The sequence below is a fragment of the Citrobacter sp. CK185 genome (assembly GCF_030333565.1).
Lineage (GTDB): Bacteria > Pseudomonadota > Gammaproteobacteria > Enterobacterales > Enterobacteriaceae > Citrobacter_B > Citrobacter_B koseri.
Genome location: NZ_JAOWFR010000026.1, coordinates 400,597 through 419,764 on the forward strand (window position 1 = coordinate 400,597; position 19,168 = coordinate 419,764).

21 protein-coding genes are annotated in these 19,168 nt (G+C 54.9%); 11 read left to right on the forward strand and 10 right to left on the reverse strand.

The window, feature by feature from the left end:
* Window positions 1-10 precede the first annotated feature (10 nt).
* Both dsbB and OGV79_RS16580 read left to right on the forward strand, forming a co-directional pair.
* The gene (gene dsbB / locus OGV79_RS16575) at window positions 11-541 is read left to right on the forward strand and encodes a disulfide bond formation protein DsbB (RefSeq protein WP_024130271.1); all 531 of its coding nucleotides are present in this window, start codon (window positions 11-13) and stop codon (window positions 539-541) included.
* Between the two features lie 110 nt (window positions 542-651).
* Window positions 652-993, forward strand: coding sequence for a TehB family protein (locus OGV79_RS16580; protein WP_047463267.1), 342 nt, complete (start codon window positions 652-654; stop codon window positions 991-993).
* Between the two features lie 26 nt (window positions 994-1,019).
* Here the strand turns inward: OGV79_RS16580 and ycgN are convergent, their stop codons facing one another.
* The 3 genes from ycgN to OGV79_RS16595 all read right to left on the reverse strand — a co-directional run bounded on the left by ycgN (window position 1,020) and on the right by OGV79_RS16595 (window position 2,582).
* A complete protein-coding gene (gene ycgN / locus OGV79_RS16585; RefSeq protein ID WP_047464034.1) occupies window positions 1,020-1,466 on the reverse strand; it encodes a cysteine cluster protein YcgN in 447 nt (148 codons plus the stop codon).
* Between the two features lie 92 nt (window positions 1,467-1,558).
* Complete coding sequence (locus tag OGV79_RS16590) at window positions 1,559-2,218, reverse strand: fumarylacetoacetate hydrolase family protein (protein WP_049008376.1); 660 nt, start codon at window positions 2,216-2,218, stop codon at window positions 1,559-1,561.
* A 70-nt stretch (window positions 2,219-2,288) separates the two neighbouring features.
* A complete protein-coding gene (locus OGV79_RS16595; protein WP_024130270.1) occupies window positions 2,289-2,582 on the reverse strand; it encodes a YcgL domain-containing protein in 294 nt (97 codons plus the stop codon).
* Between the two features lie 125 nt (window positions 2,583-2,707).
* Between OGV79_RS16595 and minC the strand changes: the two genes are divergently transcribed.
* Genes minC through minE form a run of 3 tightly spaced genes read left to right on the forward strand, consistent with a single transcriptional unit; the run spans window position 2,708 to window position 4,521 of the window.
* On the forward strand, window positions 2,708-3,415 hold the full coding sequence (minC, locus tag OGV79_RS16600) for a septum site-determining protein MinC (RefSeq protein ID WP_047463264.1): 708 nt from the start codon (window positions 2,708-2,710) through the stop codon (window positions 3,413-3,415).
* A gap of 23 nt (window positions 3,416-3,438) precedes the next feature.
* Window positions 3,439-4,251, forward strand: a complete 813-nt coding sequence (minD, locus tag OGV79_RS16605; RefSeq protein WP_047463261.1) for a septum site-determining protein MinD — start codon at window positions 3,439-3,441, stop codon at window positions 4,249-4,251.
* Between the two features lie 3 nt (window positions 4,252-4,254).
* Window positions 4,255-4,521, forward strand: a complete 267-nt coding sequence (gene minE / locus OGV79_RS16610; protein WP_003859937.1) for a cell division topological specificity factor MinE — start codon at window positions 4,255-4,257, stop codon at window positions 4,519-4,521.
* Between the two features lie 88 nt (window positions 4,522-4,609).
* Here minE and OGV79_RS16615 read toward each other — a convergent pair whose 3' ends face one another.
* Window positions 4,610-5,527 carry a LysR substrate-binding domain-containing protein gene (locus OGV79_RS16615; RefSeq protein WP_049008374.1) on the reverse strand — a complete coding sequence of 306 codons (918 nt, stop codon included), beginning with the start codon at window positions 5,525-5,527 and terminating at the stop codon, window positions 4,610-4,612.
* A gap of 103 nt (window positions 5,528-5,630) precedes the next feature.
* On the opposite strand from OGV79_RS16615, the gene OGV79_RS16620 reads away from it, so the two are divergent.
* Complete coding sequence (locus tag OGV79_RS16620) at window positions 5,631-6,713, forward strand: tartrate dehydrogenase (protein WP_199975959.1); 1,083 nt, start codon at window positions 5,631-5,633, stop codon at window positions 6,711-6,713.
* A gap of 34 nt (window positions 6,714-6,747) precedes the next feature.
* On the opposite strand, the gene rnd is transcribed toward OGV79_RS16620, so the two are convergent.
* The 5 genes from rnd to yoaA all read right to left on the reverse strand — a co-directional run bounded on the left by rnd (window position 6,748) and on the right by yoaA (window position 13,179).
* Window positions 6,748-7,875, reverse strand: a complete 1,128-nt coding sequence (gene rnd / locus OGV79_RS16625; protein ID WP_077956910.1) for a ribonuclease D — start codon at window positions 7,873-7,875, stop codon at window positions 6,748-6,750.
* A 69-nt stretch (window positions 7,876-7,944) separates the two neighbouring features.
* Window positions 7,945-9,630, reverse strand: a complete 1,686-nt coding sequence (gene fadD, locus OGV79_RS16630) for a long-chain-fatty-acid--CoA ligase FadD (RefSeq protein WP_080750364.1) — start codon at window positions 9,628-9,630, stop codon at window positions 7,945-7,947.
* A gap of 204 nt (window positions 9,631-9,834) precedes the next feature.
* On the reverse strand, window positions 9,835-10,416 hold the full coding sequence (locus OGV79_RS16635; protein WP_047463245.1) for a Slp family lipoprotein: 582 nt from the start codon (window positions 10,414-10,416) through the stop codon (window positions 9,835-9,837).
* Window positions 10,417-10,515: 99 nt separating this feature from the next.
* Entirely contained in the window at window positions 10,516-11,211 is a 696-nt protein-coding gene (gene tsaB / locus OGV79_RS16640; protein WP_047463242.1) for a tRNA (adenosine(37)-N6)-threonylcarbamoyltransferase complex dimerization subunit type 1 TsaB, read from the reverse strand.
* 57 nt (window positions 11,212-11,268) lie between these two features.
* Window positions 11,269-13,179: a DNA repair helicase YoaA gene (gene yoaA / locus OGV79_RS16645; protein ID WP_286468729.1), complete on the reverse strand. Its 1,911-nt coding sequence runs from the start codon at window positions 13,177-13,179 to the stop codon at window positions 11,269-11,271.
* 129 nt (window positions 13,180-13,308) lie between these two features.
* Between yoaA and OGV79_RS16650 the strand changes: the two genes are divergently transcribed.
* Window positions 13,309-13,653 (forward strand): RidA family protein, encoded by a 345-nt coding sequence (locus OGV79_RS16650; RefSeq protein WP_012132064.1) that lies wholly within the window; start codon window positions 13,309-13,311, stop codon window positions 13,651-13,653.
* Window positions 13,654-13,660: 7 nt separating this feature from the next.
* Here OGV79_RS16650 and OGV79_RS16655 read toward each other — a convergent pair whose 3' ends face one another.
* Complete coding sequence (locus OGV79_RS16655; protein ID WP_012132063.1) at window positions 13,661-13,840, reverse strand: YoaH family protein; 180 nt, start codon at window positions 13,838-13,840, stop codon at window positions 13,661-13,663.
* 72 nt (window positions 13,841-13,912) lie between these two features.
* Between OGV79_RS16655 and pabB the strand changes: the two genes are divergently transcribed.
* The 4 genes from pabB (at window position 13,913) to pdeD (ending at window position 19,143) form a co-directional block, all read left to right on the forward strand.
* A complete protein-coding gene (gene pabB / locus OGV79_RS16660; RefSeq protein WP_286459885.1) occupies window positions 13,913-15,274 on the forward strand; it encodes an aminodeoxychorismate synthase component 1 in 1,362 nt (453 codons plus the stop codon).
* A gap of 3 nt (window positions 15,275-15,277) precedes the next feature.
* On the forward strand, window positions 15,278-15,856 hold the full coding sequence (locus OGV79_RS16665; RefSeq protein WP_047463238.1) for a CoA pyrophosphatase: 579 nt from the start codon (window positions 15,278-15,280) through the stop codon (window positions 15,854-15,856).
* A 184-nt stretch (window positions 15,857-16,040) separates the two neighbouring features.
* Window positions 16,041-17,405 (forward strand): L-serine ammonia-lyase, encoded by a 1,365-nt coding sequence (sdaA, locus tag OGV79_RS16670; protein WP_024130267.1) that lies wholly within the window; start codon window positions 16,041-16,043, stop codon window positions 17,403-17,405.
* 139 nt (window positions 17,406-17,544) lie between these two features.
* Complete coding sequence (pdeD, locus tag OGV79_RS16675) at window positions 17,545-19,143, forward strand: cyclic di-3',5'-guanosine monophosphate phosphodiesterase PdeD (RefSeq protein WP_115614252.1); 1,599 nt, start codon at window positions 17,545-17,547, stop codon at window positions 19,141-19,143.
* Window positions 19,144-19,168 lie beyond the last annotated feature (25 nt).

A 19,168-nucleotide genomic window follows, 5' to 3' on the forward strand; every position in this document is an offset into this window, starting at 1 on the left:
GGAAATAATTATGTTGCGATTTTTAAACCAGTGCTCACGGGGTCGGGGCGCGTGGTTACTGATGGCGTTAACTGCCTTTGCGCTCGAAATGGTAGCGCTGTGGTTCCAGCACGTCATGCTGCTCAAACCTTGCGTGCTATGTATTTACGAACGTAGCGCGTTATTCGGCGTGATGGGCGCGGGTCTGGTTGGCGCTGTCGCCCCTAAAACGCCGCTGCGTTATGTGGCGATAGCGATCTGGATTTACAGCGCCTGGCGCGGGTTGCAGTTGGCTTATGAACACACGATGATCCAGCTTCATCCTTCGCCGTTCATGACCTGTGATTTTGCTGCGCGCTTCCCGACGTGGCTGCCGCTGGATAAATGGCTGCCGCAGGTCTTCCTGGCTTCCGGCGACTGCGCCGAGCGTCAGTGGTCGTTTTTAACCCTGGAGATGCCGCAGTGGCTGTTGGGGATTTTTGCGGCGTATCTGGCGATCGCGATCCTGGTGTTGATTGCTCAACCGTTTAAGCCGAAAAGACGCGATCTCTTTAGTCGATAACAGAACGCTCCTTCGGGAGCGTTTTTTTTTCGCCTGACGGCGTTGCTTCCGGGCATCTATAAGATGTATATTAAATACATCTTATAGATGCCCCCACAAGGAGACGCCTTATGTCCCATTTACGCATCCCGGCAAACTGGAAAATTAAACGTTCCACTCCCTTCTTCACCAAAGAGAATGTGCCAGCCGCACTGCTCTCCCACCATAACACCGCTGCGGGTGTATTTGGGCAACTCTGCGTGATGGAAGGCACGGTCACTTACTACGGTTTCGCTAACGAAGACGCCAAAGAACCTGAACTCAAAGTGGTCATTAACGCCGGTCAGTTTGCGACCAGCCCGCCGCAATACTGGCACCGCATCGAATTAAGCGACGATGCGCAATTCAATATCAATTTCTGGGTTGAAGACGACAACCACGGCGATGAAATGTATCAGGCGAAAAAAGCGTAATTAACGCTTGCTGAACAATGGGCGGTTCAGTCCGCCCATGAAGGTTTGTTTAAGATGTGATCCTGCCAGTCCCGCACTTCAGATTCTTTCACCGCAATATGGCGCACAGAAATACGCTCGCCGTGCATCGCCGCTTTCGACCCGGTCAACAACGGATGCCAGCCCGGCAGCCCCTTTCCTTCCGCTAACAAGCGATAGGCGCAGGTCATCGGCAACCATTCAAAGGTAGGCAGATTATCGCGGGTGAGTTTAATGCAGTCTGGCTCGTACTCGAACCGACGTTCATAGTTACGACACTGGCAGGTTTTGATATTCAACTGGCGACACGCCACGTTGGTGAAATAGATTTCGTCGGTGTCTTCATCCATCAGTTTGTGCAGGCAACACTGGCCGCATCCATCACACAACGACTCCCACTCGGCATCGGTCATGTCATCCAGGGTTTTACTTTGCCAGAAAGGTATGTCGCTCATCAGGGTATCCGCCATTGCTGTAAAGCTGCACCTTATAACCAGTCTGGCACGCTGATGCAAGTTTTGCCGCCCGAAAAGGCGGCAAGCAGAGATTACAGGACGCGCGTCGTCAGCGTTTGACCGTTAAAACTGACTTCCAGCTCGTCGCCGCTTTGCAACGGGCCGACGCCTTCCGGTGTGCCGGTCAGGATCACGTCTCCCGCTTTGAGCGTGAAGAAACGGCTCATGTAGGCGACAAGCGGCACGATGTGGTGGATCATCTCCGCCGTCGAGCCTTGCTGACGGATTTCGCCGTTCACTTTCAACCCGAGCGCGGTATTTTGCGGATCGCCATGAAACTCCGAAACCGGAATAAAACCTGACAGCGGGCAGGAATTATCAAACCCTTTTGCTTTTTCCCAGGGCTGACCGGCTTTTTTCATTTTGCCCTGAATATCCCGCAGCGTCAGATCGAGCGCCACGCCATAACCGGCAATCGCCTTGCGGACATGGTCTTCCGTCGCCTGGCGCAGAGTCGATCCAATCAATATCGCCAGTTCGACTTCATGGTGAACGGCGCCCATGTCCGTCGGAATCGCCAGCGGCTGGCGCAGATCGCACAGCGCCGTTTCCGGTTTAATAAAAAGAACGGGTTCATCCGGCGTTGCGCTACCCATCTCCTTAATATGCTTTGCGTAGTTACTGCCTACACAAACCACTTTACTTACCGGGTAATCAAGCAGAGCACCTTGCCAGTTGTGATGTTGATACATTATTTTCCCCTAACGTAATCGTGGATTTCAGGAACTGCATCGACAGGGCATTCGCGTTGCCGGATACAGTTTAACTTTTAGCGTCTGGTTTATTTTCGCCCGGCGCAGAAAGATGTTGTTTGAGTAAATCTTCCGGCGGTGGCGGCAGTTGTAAATAATACCCCTGGTCGGTTAACGCTTGTTTTACTTTCTCCAGGTCGGCATTCACTAATTTCTTACGCCCATCCAACGGCAGAATCATTGCCAGCGTTGGCTGCCCGAATCCCTTCATCAGATCTTCAGGAACCCGTGAGAAATCGTCTTTTTTTTCGACGTATAAATAGGTCTGGTCGCGTTTGCTACTTCGATAGATCACACAAAACATACTTTTACTCTGAATTAACGGGATGGTGACTTGCCTCAATATAATACTGACTATAACATGCCTTCTAGTCTTCGGAATATCGCCCCGCATTGGGGATGATAAATAGCAAATTGAGTAAGGCCAGGATGTCAAACACGCCAATCGAGCTTAAAGGCAGTAGCTTCACCTTATCAGTGGTTCATTTGCACGAAGCTGAACCCAAGGTTATTCGTCAGGCGTTGGAAGACAAAATCGCTCAGGCACCTGCTTTTTTAAAACATGCTCCCGTGGTCATTAACGTCAGCGGCCTTGAAAGTCCAGTAAACTGGCCTGCGCTGCAAGAGGTGGTGACGTCTACCGGTCTGCGTATTATCGGCGTTAGCGGCTGCAAAGACGCGGCGCTAAAAGCGGAAATTGACGAGATGGGTCTTCCTTTACTGACTGAAGGTAAAGAGAAAGTCGCTCGTTCCGCCCCGGTCGAAGCCCCGGCACCGAGCGCGCCGCCGCAAAATGTTACCCCCATCACAAAAACGCGATTAATTGACGTACCGGTTCGTTCCGGTCAGCGCATTTATGCTCCACAATGTGATCTAATTGTTACAAGTCACGTCAGCGCTGGCGCAGAGTTAATCGCAGACGGTAATATCCACGTTTATGGCATGATGCGGGGCCGCGCGCTGGCAGGCGCCAGCGGCGATCGGGAAGCGCAAATTTTTTGTACCCATCTGACGGCAGAACTGGTGTCTATCGCAGGTGTTTATTGGCTGAGTGATAAAATCCCGGCAGAATTTTATGGCAAAGCGGCGCGTCTGCGGTTAGCAGATAACGCTTTGGCAGTTCAACCGTTGAATTGATCCCTTTTTAACAAGGAATTTCTATGGCACGCATTATTGTAGTTACTTCGGGTAAAGGGGGCGTTGGCAAGACCACCTCCAGCGCGGCCATCGCTACTGGTTTGGCCCAGAAGGGAAAGAAAACTGTCGTTATCGATTTCGATATCGGTCTGCGTAACCTCGACCTGATCATGGGATGTGAGCGTCGTGTCGTTTACGATTTCGTGAACGTGATTCAGGGCGATGCGACGCTAAACCAGGCGTTAATCAAAGATAAGCGCACTGAGAATCTCTTTATTCTTCCGGCATCGCAAACCCGCGATAAAGACGCGCTGACCCGTGAGGGCGTAGCAAAAGTTCTCGATGACCTGAAGACAATGGATTTCGACTTTATCGTCTGCGACTCTCCGGCGGGCATTGAAACCGGCGCGCTGATGGCGCTCTATTTTGCCGATGAAGCGATTATCACCACGAACCCGGAAGTCTCCTCAGTACGTGACTCTGACCGTATTCTGGGCATTCTGGCGTCAAAATCCCGTCGTGCTGAAAACGGCGAAGACCCGATTAAAGAGCATCTGCTGCTGACGCGTTACAACCCAGGCCGCGTTAACAGAGGCGATATGCTCAGTATGGAAGACGTGCTGGAAATCCTGCGCATCAAACTCGTGGGGGTTATCCCGGAAGATCAGTCAGTCCTGCGCGCATCCAACCAGGGAGAGCCGGTTATTCTCGACATCACTGCTGATGCGGGTAAAGCCTATGCAGATACCGTAGAACGTCTGTTGGGAGAAGAACGTCCTTTCCGCTTCATTGAAGAAGAGAAGAAAGGTTTCCTCAAACGCCTGTTCGGAGGATAAGTTATGGCATTACTGGATTTTTTTCTCTCGCGGAAAAAGAGTACAGCCAACATCGCTAAAGAGCGACTGCAAATCATTGTTGCGGAGCGCCGTCGCAGCGACGCCGAGCCGCATTATTTACCGCAGTTGAGAAAAGATATTCTCGAAGTCATCTGCAAGTATGTGCAAATTGATCCAGAAATGGTCACCGTACAGCTTGAGCAAAAAGACGGCGATATTTCAATTCTCGAGCTTAACGTGACATTACCGGAAGCCGAAGAGTCCAGATAATCTCTTTTCGGATAACGCAACGCGATAAAAAGGCAGAGTATTCTGCCTTTTATTTGCTGCTGTGCCATAAACAATAACGCGGCGGTGCTTATTCCAGGCTGAACTTCGGGTAACGCTCCTGAAAATAGCGGCGCAGAAATTCAACCGTAATGCGAATTTTTGCCGACGAGGAAAGACGGGAAGCAGAGACCGCCCAGATATTGGCAGGCTGATAATATTCCGGCAGAACCTGCACAAGATGGCCGCTGGCAATGTTATCGCAGACATCCCACCACGACCGCAACGCAATGCCCTGCCCGTCCAGACACCATTGATGCACAATCTCACCGTGGTTGGAGGACAGTGACCCTGTCACTTTAATCGAATATTCCCGTTCTTTTGTGCGTAACTGCCAGATTCCAAAGGGATGGTCACGCTCTTTAATCACCAGACACGGAAAGGCTGCCAGATCGCTGAGCTGCTTCGGCGTGCCGTGCTGCGCCAGAAACGCCGGCGATGCGCATAAAATACGGTAATTGGTTCCAAGCTTATGCGCGATTAAATTAGAGGCAATCTCATCACCAATACGAATATCAAGATCGACCCCTTCATTCACCAGATCCACCAGCCGGTCCTCAACGTCGAACCGCAACTCCAGCTGTGGATACTGCTTCGCCAGCGCCGACAGCGCGGGCGCAACAATCCGCCGACCGAAGCCAAAACTGCTGATAATACGCAGCATACCTTGTGGGACTTGCCGCACGTCAGACAGCTCATCCATCATCTGATCCACATCCTGCAAAATGCGCTGCGCCCATTCGTAAATACGCTCGCCCTCTTCCGTGATCGTCACCCGCCGGGTCGTTCGGTGGAGCAGCACCACGTTCAGCGTCTGCTCCAGCAACGCCACCCGTTTGCTGATAAACGCCGGCGAAACGCCCAGCTCTTCCGCAACCGCGCTAAAACCCGCACGCCGGGCAACCCGCATAAAGACGCGTAAATCATTCAGGAGAGGCAGATTATTCATGATCTGTGTTTTATGTTTCACCAGTTGGAAGGATTAACTCTCAATCAGTCAATTATAGGATAAGGGGTAAGTCAATTTTGACTACTGATAAGTGAGAGCTGGTATGAAGAAAACCTGTCGTATTGCCGCTATTCCCGGAGACGGTATTGGTAAAGAAGTCCTGCCTGAAGGTATTCGCGTATTGCAGACCGCCGCCGAACGCTGGGATCTCTCGCTCAGCTTTGAGCCGATTGAGTGGGCCAGCTGCGAATATTATGCACATCACGGTACGATGATGCCTGACGACTGGCATGCGCAGCTAAAATCGTTTGATGCGATCTATTTCGGCGCCGTCGGCTGGCCGGATACCGTCCCGGACCATGTTTCATTGTGGGGATCGCTGCTGAAATTCCGCCGCGAATTTGACCAGTACGTTAACCTGCGTCCGGTACGTCTGTTTCCCGGCGTTCCCTGCCCGCTGGCCGGAAAAAAAGCGGGAGATATTGATTTCTACGTCGTGCGCGAGAACACCGAAGGGGAATACTCCTCGCTGGGCGGGCGCGTTAATGCCGGAACCGAGCACGAAGTGGTGATTCAGGAGTCGGTATTTACCCGGCGCGGAGTGGATCGCATTCTGCGCTACGCCTTTGAGCTGGCGCAAAGCCGACCGCGCAAAACGCTGACGTCCGCCACCAAATCCAACGGCCTGGCCATCAGTATGCCTTTCTGGGATGAACGCGTTGAAGCCATGGCGCAGCACTACCCGGAGATTCGTTGGGATAAGCAGCATATCGACATTCTGTGCGCCCGCTTTGTCATGCAGCCGGAGCGCTTTGACGTGGTTGTCGCCTCAAATCTGTTTGGCGATATACTGTCCGATCTTGGCCCGGCCTGTACCGGCACCATCGGCATTGCGCCTTCCGCAAACCTGAACCCGGAACGCACATTTCCGTCGCTGTTTGAACCGGTACACGGCTCTGCGCCGGATATATACGGCAAGAATATCGCCAACCCTGTTGCCACCATCTGGGCGGGCGCCATGATGCTGGATTTCCTCGGCAATGGCGATACGCGCTACCGGGAGGCACATGACGGTATTCTCGCGGCCATTGAGCAGGTTATCGCCAACGGCCCGAAAACACCGGATCTGAAAGGCACCGCCTCCACCCGGCAGATGGCGGAGGCTATCTGTCAGGCGCTGCGCTAATGACGGAGCGGCCGGATAGCGGCCATCATCCGTATTACAGCGGATATTCCTGCAACAGATTCCGCAGTTTTTCCGCCATCAGTTCCGCACGCCAGCCGGAGATGAGTTCCGGCTGCGTGGCCTGCGGTTTTAACTTCCAGTGCCAGTTAAGCAACTGGTTGATTTGCCGACGCGACGCCAGCAATTCCGCACTGACGTTGTGCGTCGCGCTAACGTCTGCGACCAGCGCTTTGATGGCTTTAAACGCCTTGCGATAGCCTGGCATATCCATCAGGTTCAGCAAGGGTTCCGGCAACGTCTCTTCCGGCAGCGCCTGCGCCTTCTCCACTAACGCGATCAGCGTCTTACCGTGAAAACGAATTTCGCTGCCAGAAAGCCCCAGGCTGTCCAGTTCGCCCAGACTCCCCGGCATATAGCGCGCCACCGCCCACAGGTGCTCTTCGCGCACCACAAAGTTGACCGCCAGATCGCGCTCACGCGCCTTGCGCAGCCGCCAGTCGGCCAACAGTTGCAGGCAGGCCAGTTGACGGGTACGCAACTGCCACGCATTGGTGATGTCACGCCAGGCCTCTTCCGGCGCCAGAATTTCCTGACGACGCTGCTGCATCAGACGGCACTCATCCAGCGCCGCAGGCAGCCAGCCGGATGCTTCGGTTTCGACCATCAGTTTTTTGGTGATCGGTAACAAATACCAGACGTCCGCCGCTGCATACTCGCACTGACGTTCGGTTAACGGTCTTGCCAGCCAGTCGGTACGGGACTCGCTTTTATCCAGCGCGACGCCCGTAAACTCCTCCACCATCGCGGCAAAACCCCAGGACAAGGGGCGGCCACAAAATGCGGCAAGGATCTGCGTGTCGATCAGCGGCTGCGGTAGCTCCCCGAAGGTGTTGAGAAAAACCTCCAGATCTTCGCTGCCCGCATGCAAAAATTTGGTTATCGCGGTATCACGCAACACGGCGCGCAGAGGCGACCAGTCGGTAATGCCGTGAGGATCAATCAGGGCGACATGCTCGCCATCAAACAGCTGGATAAGCCCAAGTTGCGGGTAATAAGTGCGCGTACGGACAAACTCCGTATCAAGAGCAATCGCCGGAAATGCCCGAACCGCTTCACATAACGTCGCCAGCGCGTCGTCCGTAGTGATCATTTGGTAATTCAAATCATATTCTCTTTAGTTTGCGCCAAAAAAAACGCCGGCTTAACCGGCGTCTGGCGACTTGCTTAAAGCTCAGGCTTTATTGTCTACTTTGCCACGCGCTTCGTCACGTAATTCTCGTCGTAAAATTTTTCCGACGTTCGATTTAGGCAGTTCGTCGCGAAACTCCACCAGCTTCGGCACTTTATACCCCGTCAACTGGCGACGACAGAAGGTAATCAATGCCTCGTCGGTCAACGCCGGGTCTTTCTTCACGACAAAGATTTTCACGCTTTCACCGCTGCTGCCCGAAGGTACGCCGACTGCTGCCACTTCCTGAACGCCTGGATGCTGCATCACCACGTCTTCAATTTCATTAGGATAGACGTTAAAGCCGGAAACCAGAATCATATCTTTTTTGCGATCGACGATGCGCAAGAACCCTTCGTCATCAATCACCGCGATATCCCCCGTGTAAAGCCAGCCGTCTTTGACGATTTCATCCGTCGCGTCCGGGCGCTGCCAGTATCCCAGCATCACCTGCGGCCCCTTCACGCACAGCTCGCCAGGCTCGCCTGTCGGCACCTCGTTGCCTTCGTCATCCACCAGTTTTACATCGGTAGAGGGAACGGGCAGCCCGATACTGCCGCTGTGATAATCGATATCATGCGGGTTCACGCTGACCAACGGCGCACACTCGGTCAGACCGTAGCCTTCAAGCAAATATTGTCCGGTCAGTTTCACCCAACGTTCTGCAACCGCATGCTGTACCGGCATACCGCCGCCAGCAGAAAGGTGCAGCGTAGAGAAGTCCAGTTGCTGGAATTCTTTGTTGTTCAGCAAGGCGTTAAACAGGGTGTTAACGCCGGTCATCGCGGTAAACGGATATTTCGCCAGCTCTTTCACCATGCCCGGAATGTCGCGCGGGTTAGTGATGAGCAGGTTTTGCCCGCCCAGTTCAATAAACAGCAGGCAGTTCATAGTCAACGCGAAAATGTGATACAGCGGCAACGCTGTCACCACCAGCTCTTTCCCCTCATGCAGCAACGGCCCGTAGGTGCCTTTTACCTGCTCCAGGTTTGCCAGCATGTTGCGGTGCGTCAGCATCGCGCCTTTCGCTACGCCGGTTGTACCGCCCGTGTATTGCAGGAACGCCAGATCTTCGGTGACCAGCTCAGGCTTCACGTACTGCATCCGATAACCTGCGTGTAGCGCGCGGCGAAAAGAGATCGCGTCCGGCAGGTGATATTTCGGCACCAGACGCTTAATGTATTTCACGACAAAGTTAACCAGCGTACCTTTCGCGGTAGAAAGCTGGTCGCCCATGCGCGTCAGAATTACGTGCTGTACGGACGTTTTATCGACCACTTTTTCCAGCGTGTGGGCAAAGTTAGAGACGATCACGATAGCCGCCGCCCCGCTGTCATTGAGCTGATGCTCAAGCTCACGCGGCGTATACAGCGGGTTGACATTCACGACGATCATCCCGGCGCGCAAAATACCAAACAGCGCGACCGGATATTGCAGCAGATTCGGCATCATTAGCGCGACACGGTCGCCTTTTTTGAGGCCCAGCCCTTCCTGCAAATAGGCCGCGAATGCCCGGCTGCGCTCTTCCAGTTTGCGGAAGGTCATCACCTCCCCCATATTGACGAACGCAGGCTGGTCGGCGTAACGCACGACGGCATGTTCAAATAATTCAACCAGGGATTGATAACGGTCAGGATTGATCTCCGCCGGGACATCAGCGGGATATCGGTTAAGCCAAACCTTCTTCAAAGCATCACCTCTAAAATGAGTGTTCGTCGTCATCGCAACCCCAGTTAATAAACAAGTCGTTAACATAATATTAACTCAGCGTACCAGTTTATTAATCACTCAACGAAAAGGTTGCGAAGCGCGTCACTATTTATTTTTCTTATGTCCGTATTAATGCAGAAACAGCGGACCAGCCGCTGTTTCTTTTACTGATAAAACAAGGGGTTATTCAGTTACGATCGTTTGAACCTGTGCGGGGCCTGGGTTATACCATCCCCAACCGCCATAGCCGTACGGCCAGCCTCGTCCACCGTAGAACCAGGGATCGATCGGCTGCGGCGGCATGACGATCTGCTGAGTAAGGTGCCAGCGTTTATAGCCCGTTGCCTGCATCAGCATAAACTTATACGGCGTACTGCCGACCTTACCGTCCACCGTGCCGGTAATCGGCCCGACGACCGTCACCAGTTGCCCACGGAAGTCTACCGGGTCAAGGAAGCCGTTCACGTCGGCATAAATCCGCCCTCGCGAAGCCTCACCGAGGATTGGACGCGCGCCGTTATCAAGCGGCACGCTGGCGATTTCCAGCCGCGTTTTTCCCTGCTGGTTTTGCACATCCACCACTTTACCGCCAAAACGCGCTTCCTGGCCGACGTACAGCTGCGGCGCATTCATAACCCGCACCAGATCCTGCTGCGGCGTGGGACTGGAACCTTTGATGGCATCCGGGACGGTAACGCAGCCACTCAACGTTAACGCGACCACTCCCGCCAGAATTCCTTTCATTACCTGTTGTTGAACCGCCATAGTGCGACTCCTTTTTTCTCAGCACATATTCTCGTCATACTTCAAACTGCCTGTGTGTAACAGCTACGTTCAAATTATTCAGGGTGATAATACTGAGATTCATTCTTTGCCCGGAAGTTTCTTCCACGCGACGTTGTTACGTAAATAAACCGGTTCGGCCTGTTCAACCGCGACGGTTTTCCCCGCTGCCAGCATCTGACTGGCGAGAGGCAGCATATCCTCCGCCGCCGGAAGCAGAACGTCGCCATCGCGCAAAGCCAGACCGCTGTCTTTACCCAGATCAGGCCATGCAGGCCAGCCTGTGCCAACAGTAGCCCACTCCCCGGAAAGCTGCTTCAACCGTTCGCTAACCAGCCCGGGATTTAACACGGCCTCGGTCTCTTCCCCGTGCCAGACGCCATTTTCATCACGCTGGTATTCCGCCCAGTAGACTTCGCCCATACGTGCGTCAATCGCCGCCAGCACGCGCGTCGCGCCGCTTTTACGCCAGGCGCCCTGCGCCATTGTCGCCAGCGTTGAAACGCCAGTCATCGGCAGGTTCGCGCCCAGCGCCAGCCCCTGCGCAATGCCAATGCCAATACGCACGCCGGTAAAACTGCCGGGGCCGCGACCAAACGCCAGCGCGTCGATATCGGTAAGCGTAATGCTGTTGGCGGCCAGGATATCCTGCACCATCGGCAAAATACGTTGGGTATGTTCTCGTGGGCAAAGCTCAAAATGAGCGTTGATATTACCGTCATTCCACAGGGCAACGGAACACGCTTCTGTGGCGGTATCGATAGCCAGAATTCGCATGGGTCTTCGTGCTTAAATCAATAAAATGGCGCGCATCTTACCATACTCCGTAACAAATTACTCGGCCGTTGGTATGGCGAGAAATCTGACGGCGCGGGCGATGTCCCGGGTGCGCGGCGTGGGCGGCAGGCTCGCCAGGAAGGTGGCGCCATACGGTCGCATCACCAGCCGGTTATCACAAATCACCAACACTCCGCGATCGTCGGAATCGCGAATCAGACGCCCCACCCCCTGTTTCAGCGTGATGACCGCGTCGGGTAGCTGCACTTCATCAAACGGATCGCCGCCGCGCAGACGACAATCCTCCATCCGCGCTTTCAGCAAGGGATCGTCAGGAGAGGTAAAAGGTAATTTATCGATAATCACCAGCGACAGCGTATCGCCGCGCACATCCACCCCTTCCCAGAAGCTGCTGGTTGCGACCAGTAGCGCATTACCGGCGCTGACGAACTGTTGCAGCAGTTGACCTTTGCTGGTTTCGCCCTGCAACAGGACGGGCAGCGTCATGGTGGCGCGGAACTGTTCCGCCAGATCGCGCATCATGGCATGCGACGTACACAGCATAAAGCAGCGGCCATTGTTGGCTTCGATGATCGGTCTTAACATTGCCGCCAGCTGTCGGGCAGAGCCCGGCTGGTTGGTCTGCGGCAGGTTACGCGGCACGCACAACAGCGCCTGGCGGGTATAGTCGAACGGACTGGGCAACAGCATCGATTCGGCCTGTTCAATGCCCAGCCGCGCCGTAAAGTGATGGAGATCGTCGTTCACCGACAGCGTGGCAGAGGTAAAAATCCAGCTGCCGGGTTTCTGCGCCATCACCTCTTTGAATTTATCCGCGACCGTAAGCGGAGTGAGCGCCAGCGTGAAATGGCGCGACGTGCATTCGTACCAGTAGCTGTACCCTGGCTGGTTGATCTCTTTTAAGCGTTTCAGCCGCGCACGATACAAGGTCGCACGCTCGAAAGCGGCATCCAGCAATGCGGAACGCGCCAGAGACAGTTTTGCCACGTCGTAGCAAAGCTCAAGCGTATCGTCGAGCAGCAATAGCGCGCGCTGTACCCGTGGGTCGGCCAGCAGCTCACGTAAATTTCCGCGATAGCCCGGCTCGCCCAGTTGCAGGCGAAAATCCTGCGCGCTCTGCGCCAGTCGGTCGGCGCATTTCTGCAACTGCTGGGTGTCTTTCAATTCCGTGCGGTAGGCGATGGTAAAATCTTTCGCCAGGTCGAGAAGCTGTCGGCTGGAGAGCGACTGGCCGAAATACTGGCTGGCGATATCAGGAAGCTGGTGGGCCTCATCGAAGATCATCACCTCCGCCTCCGGGATCAGTTCGCCAAACCCACTCTCTTTGACCACCATATCTGCGAGGAAAAGATGGTGGTTGACGATAACCACATCGGCGTCCATCGCCTTTTTACGCGCTTTAACCACAAAACAGTCTTTATACAGCGGGCAGTCGCTGCCCAGACAGTTGTCATTGGTGCTGGTGACCAGCGGCCACGCCTGCGAGTCTTCCGCTACGCTGACGCAGGTACTGATGTCGCCGTCTTCGGTCTGATTCGACCATGACCGCAACAAAATCACATCGCTTAAAATTTGTACCGGCAAATCGCCGCCCGCCAGCGCTTGCTGTTCGAGACGTTCCAGACAAAGATAGTTAGAGCGTCCTTTCAACAGCGCCAGTTTACCGGTGAATTTGAGGGCGTTTGAGACGGTGGGAAGATCGCGACTGTAGAGCTGATCCTGCAACGCTTTCGATCCCGTCGAGATGATCACTTTTTTTCCGGCGCGTAACGCCGGCGCGAGGTAGGCATAGGTTTTGCCTGTCCCCGTCCCGGCTTCGACAACAAGCGGTTGTGATTTTTCAATAGCATGCGTGACGGCAACGGCCATCTGCCGCTGTGGTTCGCGCGGTTTAAATCCCGGTATCGCTTTAGCCAACTGACCGTCTGCTGCAAAATCGTCCGTCACACTACCCCCTGTTGATTTGAACAGGGATTATGTCAGGACGCCGTCGCTTACGCCAGTTGAAGAGGTGACGGCAACGCAACATTATGGCAGTCTTGCCGCGTCGAACGGAAAGTTAACGAGGAATGATTTATGACTATCATACGTATTGATGCCGAAGATCGTTGGTCTGATGTAGTAATCCATAACAACACGCTTTATTACACCGGTGTGCCGGAAAACCTCGACGCCGATGCGTTTGAACAGACCGCCAACACGCTGGCGCAAATTGATGCGGCGCTGGAAAAACAGGGCACCCGTAAGTCACGTATTCTTGATGCCACTATTTTCCTGGCCGATAAAAGCGATTTTGCCGCCATGAATAAAGCCTGGGACGCGTGGGTCGTTGCCGGTCACGCGCCAGTACGTTGCACGGTGCAGGCCGGGCTGATGAACCCGAAATACAGAGTTGAGATCAAGATTATCGCCGCAGTGTAATGCGACGTTATTCGTCCTCATCCTCAAAACGCGCCACGATCCGCTCGCCGGTATGGGTGGCGCGCAGTTCATCCGCCACCTGCGCGATTGCCTGTCCGCTGCTCATTCCTTGCGACATCAGTTCCTGAATGCGCTCTACCGCTTTTTGTTGCTGCTCGTGGCTGAGTGAAGGTAAACCTGCAAACATTGTTAACTCCTGCTAAATTGTCTGCGCTAATTATTTCATGCTACCCGGCACATAGCCAGTAGACCAGGACCGATGAAGACATTATCACCCGCTGTTATTATTTTACCGTGGCGCCCGGACGCCGCCGAGTACTATTTTGCCCCGCTGAGCCATCAGCCCTGGGCCATGCTGCTGCATTCCGGCCATGCTGAACATCCGCATAATCGTTTTGATATTCTGGTGGCCGACCCCGTGGCAACGCTGTCGACACACGGCGAAGAGACCCGCGTGCGCGATAAGCATGGCACAACCACGACCGCCGACGATCCCATGACCGTGTTGCAGGCGGCGCTGGCATCTGCGGGCATCCAGCCGCCATATGACCCCAATCTGCCGTTTCAGGGCGGCGCGCTGGGGCTGTTAGGTTACGACCTTGGCCGCCGTTTTGAATCCCTGCCCACGCTCGCACAGCGCGATATCACCCTGCCGGATATGGCGATCGGCATTTACGACTGGGCCTTAATCGTCGATCATCGCAGACAGACCGTCTCTCTGCTGAGCCATACCGATGTTCACGCTCGCCTTGAGTGGCTGGCGCGCCAGCAGGTGCCGGTGCGAAAGCCCTTCGCGTTGACCTCCGCATGGCAATCAAACATGACCCGCGCGCAGTACGGTGAAAAATTCCGCCAGGTGCAGAGCTGGCTGCACAGCGGCGACTGTTATCAGGTTAACCTCGCCCAGCGTTTTCAGGCTGACTATCAGGGAGATGAATGGCTGGCCTTCGTGCGGCTTAATCACGCTAACCGCGCCCCGTTCAGCGCGTTTTTGCGCCTGGAGGACGGTGCGATTCTGAGTCTTTCTCCCGAGCGCTTTATTCAGTCCGAAGAGGGTCACATTCAGACTCGCCCAATCAAAGGCACCCTTCCCCGGCTGGACGACCCGCAGGCGGATCGCCAGCAGGCGCTAACGCTCGCGATGTCAGCAAAAGACCGCGCAGAAAACCTGATGATTGTCGATTTGATGCGTAACGACGTCGGCCGCGTTGCCGTTCCGGGGTCGGTCAAGGTTCCCGAGCTGTTTGTGGTTGAACCCTTCCCGGCGGTACATCATCTTGTCAGTACCATTACCGCCCGTTTGCCCGATAATTTACATGCCACCGATCTGCTGCGCGCCGCTTTTCCTGGCGGTTCAATTACCGGCGCGCCAAAAGTCCGGGCGATGGAGATCATTGACGCGCTGGAGCCGCACAGACGCAACGCCTGGTGCGGCAGCATCGGCTACCTGAGTTTTTGCGGCAACATGGATACCAGCATCACGATCCGCACGCTTACCGCTGTAGACGGGCATCTCTATTGCTCTGCGGGCGGCGGCATCGTAGCGGACAGCCAGGAGGACGCGGAATATCAGGAGACGTTTGATAAAGTGAATCGAATTTTGCAGCAACTGGAGAACTGAGTCGTGGAAAACAGCAGCCTGACCCTTGATGATTTTTTATCGCGCTTTCAACTTTTGCGCCCGCAGGTGAATGGTGAGACGTTAAACCATCGTCAGGCTGCCGTGCTGATCCCGGTGGTTCGCCGCGCCCGACCGGGTCTATTGCTGACTCAGCGTTCAGCGCGCCTGCGCAAACACGCCGGTCAGGTCGCGTTCCCCGGCGGCGCCGTTGACAGCAGCGATGCGTCGCTGATTGCCGCTGCGCTGCGTGAAGCGCAGGAAGAGGTGGCAATCCCGCCGGAATCCGTCGAAGTGATTGGCGTGCTGCCGCCCGTAGACAGCGTCACGGGTTTTCAGGTTACGCCGGTGGTCGGCATTATTCCCCCAAATTTGCATTATCACGCCAGCGAAGACGAGGTGGCCTCTGTCTTTGAGATGCCACTTTCAGAGGCTCTGCGTCTGGGGCGTTATCACCCGCTGGATATTTACCGACGCGGCGATTCACATCGCGTATGGCTTTCGTGGTATGAGCATTATTTCGTCTGGGGAATGACCGCCGGAATAATTCGTGAGCTGGCGCTGCAAATTGGCGTGAGACCCTGACTATACTTATCTTTACACGCGCAGAACACAACTTGAGATTCCCGTCCCAACATTAGTAAATACGTGGTTATCCATTAGTTTAATTCATGTGAATAGTTAAGCCGATCGCCGCGTTCCCTCTTACACTATGCGCAGTTATTACATCGTAACCGGGAAGCCCGGTCACCCTGTCAGGAGTATTATCGTGATTAGTCTATTCGACATGTTTAAGGTGGGGATTGGTCCCTCATCCTCCCATACTGTAGGGCCTATGAAGGCGGGTAAACAGTTCGTCGATGACCTGGTCGAAAAAGGATTACTGGATAGCGTTACCCGTGTCGCCGTCGACGTGTATGGTTCACTGTCGCTCACAGGTAAAGGTCACCACACCGATATCGCCATTATTATGGGTCTGGCGGGTAACGAACCTGCCACTGTGGATATTGACAGCATCCCTGGTTTTATTCGCGACGTTGAAGCGCGCGGTCGCCTGTTACTGGCGCAGGGCCAGCACGAAGTGGATTTTCCCCAGGATAACGGGATGCGTTTTCACAATGGCAACCTGCCATTGCATGAAAATGGAATGCAGATCCACGCGTACAATGGCGAAACCGTCATTTATAGCAAAACGTATTATTCCATCGGCGGCGGCTTTATTGTCGATGAAGAGCATTTTGGTCAGGACGCCGCCAATGAGGTCAGCGTCCCTTATCCGTTTAAATCGGCGACCGAAATGCTGGAATATTGCAACAGCACCGGTCTGTCGCTCTCCGGGATGGTGATGCAGAACGAACTGGCGCTGCACAGCAAAAAGGAAATCGAAGAGTATTTCGCCAACGTCTGGCAGACCATGCAGGCGTGTATCGATCGCGGGATGAATACCGAAGGGGTTCTGCCGGGGCCGCTGCGCGTTCCGCGTCGTGCTTCCGCACTGCGTCGCATGCTGGTTTCCAGCGATAAACTGTCCAGCGACCCGATGAACGTCATTGACTGGGTCAATATGTTTGCGCTGGCGGTAAACGAAGAAAACGCCGCGGGCGGGCGTGTCGTTACGGCGCCGACCAACGGCGCTTGCGGGATCGTGCCTGCGGTGCTGGCTTACTATGACCATTTCATTGAACCCGTCAGCCCGGATATCTACACCCGTTACTTCCTGGCCGCAGGCGCTATCGGCGCGCTGTACAAGATGAACGCCTCGATTTCCGGCGCCGAAGTCGGCTGCCAGGGAGAAGTCGGCGTCGCCTGCTCAATGGCGGCGGCAGGACTGGCGGAGCTGCTTGGGGCCAGCCCGGAGCAGGTGTGCGTCGCCGCTGAAATCGGCATGGAGCACAACCTGGGGCTGACCTGTGACCCGGTTGCCGGTCAGGTTCAGGTGCCGTGTATTGAGCGTAACGCGATTGCTTCGGTAAAAGCGATCAACGCGGCGCGTATGGCAATGCGCCGTACCAGCGCCCCGCGCGTCTCGCTGGATAAAGTCATTGAGACCATGTACGAAACCGGCAAGGATATGAACGCGAAATACCGCGAAACATCACGCGGCGGACTGGCGATTAAAGTCCAGTGTGATTAACAAAACATAGCCTGCCACTTCGCCCATCTCCCACTGATGGGCGAATTTTTCTCATCAATCTCGTCTGCGGTAAATTTCCCCACTACACTTGCTGTGTTGCAATTGGCTTTTGTGACCAACGGCTTATCAGGCGGCCCGCATGCAAACAGCACAACGGATCATTAAAAATTATCGCCGCAATCGTTTCATCGTCTGCACGGTCTGTGCGCTGATCACGCTTATCCTCACATTGAGTATCCGATTTATTTCGGAGCGAAATATAAATCAGCACCGCACCGAAACGTTCGCCGCTCACGCCGTAGAGACGCTGGATGAAGTGCTCCGCCCTCTACAGGCCGGGCGCGATCTCCTGCTGCCCCTGGTAGGACAACCCTGCCCGGCCGCGCATTTTCCCCTGCGTAAGCAGGTCGCCAGACTGCAAACCGTGCGTTCCATTGGTCTGGTTCAGAACGGTATTCTCTACTGCTCCAGTATCTTTGGCTCACGCGACGTGCCGATTCACCAGCTACAACCCGATCTGCCCGCGCCGAATAACCTGTTGCTGCTGTCTACCGATCAGTCCCTGCTCAAAGACAGCCCGATTCTGATTCAGTGGTATCCGTCATCACCTGATGGCAAAAACGGGCTCTTTGAGATCGTCAATATTGATCTTCTGGCGATGATGCTGCTTGAACCGCAACAGCCGCAGATCGCCAGCGCAAGCCTGACGGTCGGCAACCGCCACTTGCTCTATGGTCAGGGGGTGGTGGAGGCGCTACCCGCCCTGAACGGTGAAAAACGTTATCAGCGCGCATCCCAGCACTTCCCCTTCACCATCAGCGTGACGGGGCCCGGCGCTGGCGAGCTGGCGCTACGCCACCTGCCGACGCAGCTGCCGCTGGCGGTGATGCTGAGTTTACTGGTGGGATACCTTGCCTGGCTGGCAACGGCCAGCAGAATGAGTTTTTCATGGGAGATCAATCTCGCCCTTGCCGCCCGTGAATTTGAACTGTTTTGCCAGCCGCTGTTAAATGCCCGCACGCAGCAATGCGTGGGGGTTGAGATCCTGCTGCGCTGGAATAACCCGCGACAGGGATGGATTTCTCCCGATGTTTTTATCCCTATCGCTGAAGAACACAACCTGATCGCCCCCCTTACCCGCTATGTCATTGCGGAAACCATTCGGCAGCGGCATTTCTTCCCGATAAACAGCCAGTTCCATATCGGCATCAACGTTGCGGCCAGCCATTTTCGTCATGGCATGCTATTAAAAGATCTCAATCATTACTGGTTCAGCGCCCACCCTGTTCAGCAACTTGTGCTTGAGCTGACGGAACGGGATGCCTTACTGGACGTCGATTATCGGCTGATGCGTGAACTTCACCGCAAAGGGGTGAAGCTCGCCATTGATGACTTTGGCACCGGCAACAGCTCGCTGTCATGGCTGGAGAAATTGCGCCCGGACGTGCTGAAGATCGACAAATCATTTACTGCGGCGATCGGTACTGATGCAGTGAACTCCACGGTGACCGATATCATCATCGCGCTGGGGCAAAGGCTGAATATTGAACTGGTAGCGGAAGGCGTTGAAACGCGAGAGCAGGCGCAATATTTGCGGGGACACGGCGTTCAGGCGTTGCAGGGATTTCTGTTCGCAAGGCCTATGCCGCTTCACGATTTTCCTCAGTGGCTGGCGGGTAGCGCACCGCCGCCCGCCCGGCATAACGGACACATGACGCCCGTTATGCCGTTTCGTTAGATCCCGGTTTTACCGGGGAACGGCG